At 73.7% G+C, this 8139-nt stretch carries 8 protein-coding genes; 2 read left to right on the top strand and 6 right to left on the bottom strand.

What is annotated here, in order from left to right; translation table 11 throughout:
- The 4 genes from hutI to hutU form a co-directional block, all read right to left on the bottom strand.
- Positions 1 to 1079: imidazolonepropionase (gene hutI / locus AB0E96_RS35160; RefSeq protein WP_359829887.1), on the bottom strand; the 1079-nt coding region annotated here is incomplete at its 3' end.
- A gap of 32 nt (positions 1080 to 1111) precedes the next feature.
- The gene (locus AB0E96_RS35165; RefSeq protein WP_359829889.1) at positions 1112 to 2470 is read right to left on the bottom strand and encodes a formimidoylglutamate deiminase; all 1359 of its coding nucleotides are present in this window, start codon (positions 2468 to 2470) and stop codon (positions 1112 to 1114) included.
- Complete coding sequence (locus AB0E96_RS35170; RefSeq protein WP_359829900.1) at positions 2461 to 3642, bottom strand: allantoate amidohydrolase; 1182 nt, start codon at positions 3640 to 3642, stop codon at positions 2461 to 2463. Before AB0E96_RS35170 ends, AB0E96_RS35165 begins: the two co-directional genes overlap by 10 nt.
- 20 nt (positions 3643 to 3662) lie before the next feature.
- Positions 3663 to 5330 carry a urocanate hydratase gene (gene hutU, locus AB0E96_RS35175; protein ID WP_359829891.1) on the bottom strand — a complete coding sequence of 556 codons (1668 nt, stop codon included), beginning with the start codon at positions 5328 to 5330 and terminating at the stop codon, positions 3663 to 3665.
- 182 nt (positions 5331 to 5512) lie between these two features.
- Between hutU and AB0E96_RS35180 the strand changes: the two genes are divergently transcribed.
- The gene (locus tag AB0E96_RS35180) at positions 5513 to 6085 is read left to right on the top strand and encodes a Uma2 family endonuclease (protein ID WP_359829893.1); all 573 of its coding nucleotides are present in this window, start codon (positions 5513 to 5515) and stop codon (positions 6083 to 6085) included.
- Between the two features lies 1 nt (position 6086).
- On the opposite strand, the gene AB0E96_RS35185 is transcribed toward AB0E96_RS35180, so the two are convergent.
- Complete coding sequence (locus AB0E96_RS35185) at positions 6087 to 6407, bottom strand: hypothetical protein (protein WP_359829895.1); 321 nt, start codon at positions 6405 to 6407, stop codon at positions 6087 to 6089.
- Between the two features lie 89 nt (positions 6408 to 6496).
- A complete protein-coding gene (locus tag AB0E96_RS35190) occupies positions 6497 to 7366 on the bottom strand; it encodes a MurR/RpiR family transcriptional regulator (RefSeq protein WP_359829897.1) in 870 nt (289 codons plus the stop codon).
- A 313-nt stretch (positions 7367 to 7679) separates the two neighbouring features.
- On the opposite strand from AB0E96_RS35190, the gene AB0E96_RS35195 reads away from it, so the two are divergent.
- The coding region (locus AB0E96_RS35195; protein ID WP_359829898.1) for a hypothetical protein at positions 7680 to 8139 on the top strand (460 nt) is incomplete at its 3' end.

Consider the following 8139-nt stretch of genomic DNA (forward strand, 5'->3'; position numbering starts at 1 on the left):
GAGACCCGCCGCATCCTCGACCGGCTGTACGGCTTCGAGGTCTCGCCGGTGCTGTGGAAGAAGGTCATGCCGAAGCTGTCGGCGGGCCGCGCCGGGGTCATGCCCATCTCCCGCACGGCCACCGCGATGCAGAACGCCATCGAACTCGTGAAGCTGGAGCCCGGGTTGCAGTCCGTGGACAGCGCCACCACCGCGCCCGCGTCCAGCAGCCGGCGCCCGCTCGGGTACTCGGCCCGGGTGGAGAACTCCGCCCCCGGCAGCAGGGTCGCGACCGTCACCGAGCCGGCCAGCGCCGCCACGTCCTCGTCGGTCAGGTGGGTGCAGTGGTCCGCCGAGGCGGCCCCCAGCTCCACCGCGAGCTGCACGCCGGGCCCGTACGTCAGCTGGTTGGCGTGCACCCTCGGGGTGAGGCCGCGGGCGATACCGGCGGTGAGGATCTCCCGCGCCTGGTCCCCGTCGAACGCACCCTTCTCGCAGAACACGTCCACCCAACGGGCGTGCGGCGCACAGGCGTCCAGCATCTCGCCCGTGACCAGCTCCACGTACCCCGCCGGGTCCTCGGCGTACTCGGGGGCGACGACGTGGGCGCCCAGGTAGGTGGTCTCCGGGGTGTGCTTCGCGGCGATACGCAGGGCCCGCGCCTCGTCCTCGACCGTCAGCCCGTAGCCGGACTTGCACTCGATGGTGGTGGTGCCCTGGCGCACCGCCTCCCGGACGAACCGGGCCAGGTTGGCGTCCAGTTCGGCGTCGGACGCGGCCCGCGTGGCCGCCACCGTCGTCCGGATGCCGCCCGCCGAGTACGCCTGCCCGGACATCCGGGCGTTGAACTCGGCCGTACGGTCCCCCGCGAACACCAGGTGGGCGTGCGAGTCGACGAAGCCGGGCAGCAGTGCCCGGCCCTCGGCGTCGAAGCGCTCGTCCGCCGCCGGGGCGTCGGCCGCCGGGCCGACCCAGGCGACGGTGGCGCCGTCGACCACCACGGCCGCGTCGGTCAGCAGGCCGAGCGGCCCGGTGCCGTGCCCGGAGTCGTTGGTGACCAGGCTGCCGATTCCGGTGATCAGGGTGGTCGTGGTGCTCAAGGCAACGCCTTCCTCGGGGAATTGAAGCGGGCTCAGTAGTCCAGCGCGCTGATCGAACGCCGCAGCGCGCCCGGCACGTCGGCCACCAGCTGGTGCGTGCCGTCCCGGACGACGTGCCGCCCGCCGACGACCAGGTGCCGCACGTCCGCCGCCGAGGCCGCGAAGACGGCGATCTCGGCGCCGAGTCGGGCCGGCGGGCCCGCCGTGCGGACGCTGTCCAGCGCGATCACCGTGAAGTCGGCGAGCGCCCCGGCCTCGATCCGCCCGGCCTCCGGCCAGCCGAGCGAGGCGTGCCCGTCCTCACCACCGGCCCGCAGCAGCGCGTTCGCCGTCCAGTGGCCGCGCGTCCGCGTCCGCAGCCGCTCGTCCAGCTCCAGCGCCCGGGCCTCCTCCCACGGGTCGATCACCGCGTGGCTGTCGCTGCCCAGGGTGATCGGGGAGCCCGCCGAGGCGAGCGCCCGCGCCGGGCCGATGCCGTCCGCGAGGTCCCGCTCGGTGGTGGGGCACATGCAGATGGTCGTCCCCGAGTCGGCGAGGAGCGTGACGTCCTCGTCGGTCAGGTGGGTGGCGTGCACGGCCGAGGTGCGCGGGCCGAGCGCCCCGTGGTCGGCGAGCAGCCGGGTCGGGGTGACGCCGTGCGCGGCCAGGCAGGCGTCGTTCTCGGCGGTCTGCTCGGACAGGTGGACATGCAGCGGCGCACCGCGCGTCGCCGACCACTGCGCGACGGTGCCCAGCTGGTCGGCCGGGACGGCCCGCACCGAGTGGATGGCGGCGCCGATCCGGGCGTGCTCGCGCGGCTTGAGCGCGTCCGCCCGGGCCGCCCATGCCTCGGCGTCACCGTCGCTGAACCGCTGCTGCGGCCCGGTCGGCTCGGCGCCGAAGCCGGAGGAGAGGTAGCAGGTGTCCAGCAGGGTGATCCGGATGCCGGCCCGGGCGGCGGCCTCGATCAGCGCCTCGCCCATCGCGTTGGGGTCGGTGTACCGGGCGCCGCCGGGCGCGTGGTGCAGGTAGTGGAACTCGCCGACGGCGGTGATGCCGGCCAGCGCCATCTCGGCGTAGACGGCGGTGGCGAGCTCCAGGTAGCTGTCCGGGTCCAGCGCGCCGGCGAACCGGTACATGGTGTCGCGCCAGGTCCAGAAGGTGCCGGAGCCGACCTGCACGTGCCCGCGCAGCGCCCGGTGGAAGGCGTGCGAGTGGGCGTTGGCCTGGCCGGGCAGCAGCAGCCCGTCGAGCCGGACGGCGCCGGGCGGGCAGGGGCCGCTGTCCGGGGTGACGGCGGTGATGCGGCCGCCGGGGCCGGTGGCGATCAGCACGTCCCGCTCGACCGCCGGGCCGTTCACGCCCGGCAGCCAGGCGTGCTGCGCCCAGTACGTCGTCGCGGTCACTGACACGCCAGGTCCTCCAGTACGTCGGCGAGCGCGGCGACCCCGGCGAGGCAGTCGGCCGGCTCGGCGTGCTCGGCCGGGGAGTGCGAGACGCCGGTGGGGTTGCGCACGAACAGCATGGCGGTCGGGACCGCGGAGGCCAGGATGCCGGCATCGTGTCCCGCGCCGGTGGGCAGCACCGGGGCGTCCAGCAGCTTGGCCAGCCGGTCGCGCAGCGGCCCGTCGAAGTCCACCACCGGGGTGTAGGACTCGCGGGTCAGCTCGACCCGGACGCCGTCGCGCTCCCCGCGTTCGGCGGCGGCCTGCTCGATCGCGGCGACCAGCGCGGTGAGGGTGTGTTCGTCGGCCGCCCGGGAGTCCAGCCAGCCGCGCACCAGCGAGGCGATCGCGTTGGTGCCGTTGGGCTCCACCGCGACCTTGCCGAAGGTGGCCAGCGCGCCCGCCAGCTTCGCCTTCTTGCGGGCCGCCAGCACGGTGTTGGCGTAGGTCAGCATCGGGTCGCGGCGGTCCTCGATCCGGGTGGTGCCGGCGTGGTTGGCCTCGCCGTGGAAGTCGAACCGCCAGCGGCCGTGCGGCCAGATCGCGCTCGCCACGCCGACCGGCCGTTCCTCGGTGAGGTACCGGCCCTGCTCGACGTGGAGCTCGACGAAGGCGCCGATCCGGGCCAGCCGCTCGTCGTCCGCGCCGATGGCGGTCGGGTCGTAGCCGGCCTTCTCCATCGCGTCGGGCAGCCGGACGCCGTCGGCGTCGCGCAGCCCGTACGCCTGCTCGCGGCCGAGGACGCCGGCGGTCAGCCGGGAGCCGATGCAGGCCACGCCGAACCGGGCGCCCTCCTCGTCGCCGAAGTTGACGATCGCCAGCGGCCTGGTGAGGTCGGCGCCGCGGGCGCGCAGCTCGTCCAGCGCGGCGAAGGAGGAGACGACGCCCAGCGGGCCGTCGAAGGCGCCGCCGTCCGGGACGGAGTCCAGGTGGGAGCCGGTGACGACGGCCCCCTGCCCGTTCGGGTCGCCCAGCCAGGCCCACTGGTTGCCGTTGCGGTCCAGCTCGTACGTGAGGCCGCGGCCGCGGGCCTGCTGCTCGAACCAGGCGCGGCATTCGGCGTCGGCGGAGTTCCAGGCGAAGCGGCGGTAGCCGCCGGAGGCGGCGGAGCGGCCCACCGGGAGCAGCTCCGCCCACATCTCCTCGAAGGAAGGAGCCGTCACAGCTCACCCATGGGAACGCGCACACCGCGCTCGTCCGCGACCTCGACCGCACGGTCGTAGCCCGCGTCCACGTGCCGGATGACGCCCATGCCCGGGTCGTTGGTGAGCACCCGGCGGATCTTCTCCCCGGCCAGCGCGGTGCCGTCGGCGACGGTGACCTGCCCGGCGTGGATCGAGCGGCCGATGCCGACGCCGCCGCCGTGGTGGATGGACACCCAGGAGGCGCCGGAGGCCACGTTGACCATGGCGTTGAGCAGCGGCCAGTCGGCGATCGCGTCGGAGCCGTCCAGCATCGCCTCGGTCTCGCGGTACGGGGAGGCGACCGAGCCGCAGTCCAGGTGGTCGCGGCCGATCACGATCGGGGCGGAGAGCTCACCGGAGGCGACCATGTCGTTGAAGCGCTCGCCGGCCTTGTCGCGCTCGCCGTAGCCGAGCCAGCAGATGCGCGCCGGCAGGCCCTGGAAGTGCACCTTCTCCTGGGCCATCCTGATCCAGCGGGCCAGCGACTCGTTCTCCGGGAAGAGGTCGAGGACGGCCTTGTCGGTCTTGTGGATGTCCTGCGGGTCGCCGGACAGCGCCGCCCAGCGGAACGGGCCCTTGCCCTCGCAGAACAGCGGCCGGATGTACGCCGGGACGAAGCCCGGGAAGGCGAAGGCCCGGTCGTAGCCTGCCAGTTGGGCCTCGCCGCGGATGGAGTTGCCGTAGTCGAAGACCTCGGCGCCGCGGTCCAGGAAGCCGACCATCGCCTCGACGTGCCGGGCCATCGACTCGCGCGCCCGCTGGGTGAACTCGGCGGGCTTGGCGGCGGCGTAGTCCGCCATGTCCTCGAAGGCGACGCCGACCGGCAGGTAGGCCAGCGGGTCGTGGGCGCTGGTCTGGTCGGTGACGATGTCGATCGGCGCGTCCATCGCGAGCAGCTGCGGGACCAGCTCGGCGGCGTTGCCCAGCACGCCGATGGAGAGCGGCTGCCGCTTGTCGCGGGCCGCGGTGGCGAGCTCCAGCGCGTGCGGGAGGTCCTTGGCCTCGACGTCCAGGTAGCGGTGCTCGATCCGGCGGGCGATCCGGGACGGGTCGCAGTCGATGCAGATCGCCACGCCGCCGTTCATGGTGACGGCCAGCGGCTGGGCGCCGCCCATCCCGCCGAGGCCGGCGGTGAGGGTGATGGTGCCCTCCAGCGTGCCGCCGTAGCGCTTGTTCGCGACGGCGGAGAAGGTCTCGTAGGTGCCCTGGAGGATGCCCTGGGTGCCGATGTAGATCCACGAGCCGGCGGTCATCTGCCCGTACATGGTGAGCCCGAGGCTCTCCAGCCGGCGGAACTCCTCCCAGTTGGCCCAGTCGCCGACCAGGTTGGAGTTGGCGATCAGCACGCGCGGCGCCCACTCGTGGGTCTGCATCACGCCGACCGGGCGGCCGGACTGGACCAGCATGGTCTCGTCCTGCTTCAGCCCCTCCAGGGTCCGCACCATGGCGTCGAAGGAGCGCCAGTCCCGCGCGGCCTTGCCGGTGCCGCCGTAGACGACCAGCTTCGACGGGTGCTCGGCCACCTCCGGATCGAGGTTGTTCATCAGCATCCGCAGGGCGGCTTCCTGCTGCCACCCCTGCGCCGTCAGCCCCGTCCCCCGTGCCGCGCGCACCTCACGCGGCCCGCTCGCCTGCTGCACCATGGTCACGGCCTCCCTGCGGATGGATTCATTCACGTTGCGTCGAGTTGAATATAACTAAACAGTCGGTTTTCGACCAGACCCCGGAACCATCCGATCAGCCCCGGCACCGGCCCACTTGGCGCGCTAGCCCGAACCCGGCGGACACCAGCCACTCGGCCCAGCACCAGAGAGCGGAGGACACGATGACGGCCATCAGCGTGCGGCCCGGCAGACTCCGGGATGTGGCGGAGGAGATCGAGCAGCGCACCGGACTTCGCGTCCAGATCATCGGAGGAACCCTGGTGACGTCCCCGACTCCTCGCGGCAAGCACGCGGGTACCACCAAGCGCTTGTCCCGCCAGCTCGACGCCGGACTCCCCGACAGCCTGGGCGCCTACGAGGTCTCGTCGATCACCATGCCCGGCGATGCGGAGGACTACGCGACACCAGACCTCGTCGTTCTGCCGCGCGACTGGGAGGATGACGACGAGTGGCTGGCCGACCCGCACGATGTCGAACTGGCCGTGGAGGTCATCTCGACCTCCGAGCGGGTCAGCCTCATCGACGCCAAGACCAGCTGGTACGCGGTCGCAGGCGTGCCGGCCCTCCTCGCGATCGATCCGCGCGACGGCACCTGGGCGCTCCACACCCACCCCCGCGACGGCGCGTACCAGGGCGTCCTGCGCGGCAAGTACGGCGAGCCCGTCCCGCTGCCCGCGCCACTGCCCACCGAGCTGGACACCTCCGGCCTTCCGCTGTACGCGCCGCGCGGCTGAGTCAGGCCGCCGCGCCGCCGTCCCAGTCGATGCCGATCTCGGCGAGCCAGCGGCGGTCGTCGGCGTCCGGGGCGGGCGGGGACGGCGGGCGGGGGATGTTCTGGACGGGGCCCAGGCCGTACTTCTCGGCGGCCTCGGCGGCACGGGCGTCGGGTTCGATGACACCGACGTGGACGGCAGACTCGTCGCCCGGGTCGAGGACGGTCAGTTCGGGTTCGGGCAGGCGCCGCAGGGTGACGCGGCGTCCGCAGGTGGGGCAGGACCACTCGTCGGCCCCCGAGGACAGCCGGGCGACGAACTTCATCTCATGGATCACGTGCATGGGCGGCACCCCCTGCAGGAGGGGATGCCCGGGCTTGTGACGGCTACTCCCCTGCCGGGCCTCCGGGCCTCACCCGTTCCGGGCCGTACTCACTCCAGGAACAGCCCGCGGGCCGCGGCGGACTGCTCGATCGCCTCCAACCGGGCCTCGGCGCCCGGCAGTTCGTCGCACATGGACTGCAGCAGCACCCGGCCGAGCATCATCGGCGCGCACGCGGTGTCGAAGACCAGTCCGGTGCCGACGGCGGCCGGCAGCATCAGGTCGGACAGCTTGGCGACCGGCGCGAAAGCGCTGTCGGCCACGGTGATCACCGTCAGCCCGCACTCCCGGGCCACCGTCAACGCGTCCATCAGCTCCCGCGGGTAGCGCGGCAGCGCGAAGCAGAGCAGCGCGTCGGCGCCGGCCGCCCGGGCCTGCTCCAACCGGTCGGCGAGCATGCTGCCGCCCTCGTCCAGCAGCCGGATGTCCGGGTGCACCTTGGACGCGAAGTAGGCGAAGCCGCGCGCCTGTGCCGAGGCGGCCCGCAGGCCGAGCACCGGCAGCGGGCGGGAGGCGGCGAGCAGCCGGGCGGCCCGGGTGATCGGCTCCGGGTCGGCGAGGAGTTCGGCGAGGTGGCGCAGGTGGGCGATCTCGGCGAGCACGGCCTGCTGGTGCTCGTTGCGCACCGCGTCGTCCGGGGTCTCCGGAGCGGCCTGTTCGCCGCCGCCGAGTTCGCGCAGCTGCTTGCGCAGCGCCGGGTAGCCGTCGTACCCGAGTGCGACCGCGAAGCGGGTGACGGACGGCTGGCTGACGCCCGCGAGTTCGGCGACCTCCACGCTGGACAGGAACGGCGCCTCGGTGGCGTGCCGCACCAGCGAGTGGGCGATCCGGCGCTGGGTCGGCGTCAGCCGGTGCCCCTCGAACAGCTGGAGCAGCCGGGCGGAGGGGCCGACGCTGCCGGTCTCGTCGGTGGCGGTCATCAGCGGTACCTCCGGGTGCGAGGGGGTCGGACGACGACTGTGCAGGAGCGGGCCGCGCCTGGCAAAGACGTCTCGTACGGCGGGACGTCGGATGAGACGTCCCGCGGATCGGACGGATGGTCGGGTCGGGCGGGCGGTCGGGTCGGGCGGATGGTCGGATCGGGCGGGCGGGCGGGCGGATCGGGCGGGCGGGCGGGACGGAGGGGCCGGTCGGCCCCGTCGGGCCCGGGCAACCCTGATTTCTCCCTGAGCCCGCCCGGATTCCTCCCGCGAACCGATGGACCGGGCGCCCCGGCGGCCCCACCCTGGTTCCATGGACACTCGTCAGGACGAACTGCGGCGCGACCTCGACGCCACCCTCCAGGCCCGCAAGGAGCTCGGCAAGGAGTACGAGGACGAGCTCCTCGACTCCTTCATGAAGCGCCTCGACGCCCGGCTGGACACCCGGGTCGAGCGGTCGGTGGCCCGGCGGATGGACGGCTACGAGCCGTCCTACCGGGACGACGACCGGGACGAGGACCGCGGCCGGGGCTGGTCCTCGGGCCGGGCCGGCAACCGCCTGGCGGTGATCTCGCTCGGCCTCGGCATCCCGCTGTCCGCGATCGCCGGCAGCCCCGAGACCGGCGGCTTCGCCGGCCTGCTGGCCTGCTGGGCGGGGATCGTCGGGGTCAACTTCGCCGCGGACGACGTGGCCCGCAACCTGGTGATGGTGGCCCGCCTGCTCGACGGCGAGCCGGAGGAGGCCTACCAGTACTCGCGCATCGCGCTCCGGC

Source organism: Kitasatospora sp. NPDC036755 (genome assembly GCF_040636595.1).
In the GTDB taxonomy this organism is placed as follows: domain Bacteria; phylum Actinomycetota; class Actinomycetes; order Streptomycetales; family Streptomycetaceae; genus Kitasatospora.

Excerpts from the sequence above, each read along its gene's own strand:
- AB0E96_RS35170 (WP_359829900.1), bottom strand. The coding sequence starts at position 3,642 with ATGTGGGCGGAGCTGCTCCCGGTGGGCCGCTCCGCCGCCTCCGGCGGC.
- hutU (WP_359829891.1), bottom strand. The coding sequence starts at position 5,330 with ATGGTGCAGCAGGCGAGCGGGCCGCGTGAGGTGCGCGCGGCACGGGGG.
- AB0E96_RS35180 (WP_359829893.1), top strand. The coding sequence starts at position 5,513 with ATGACGGCCATCAGCGTGCGGCCCGGCAGACTCCGGGATGTGGCGGAG.
- AB0E96_RS35185 (WP_359829895.1), bottom strand. The coding sequence starts at position 6,407 with ATGCACGTGATCCATGAGATGAAGTTCGTCGCCCGGCTGTCCTCGGGG.
- AB0E96_RS35190 (WP_359829897.1), bottom strand. The coding sequence starts at position 7,366 with ATGACCGCCACCGACGAGACCGGCAGCGTCGGCCCCTCCGCCCGGCTG.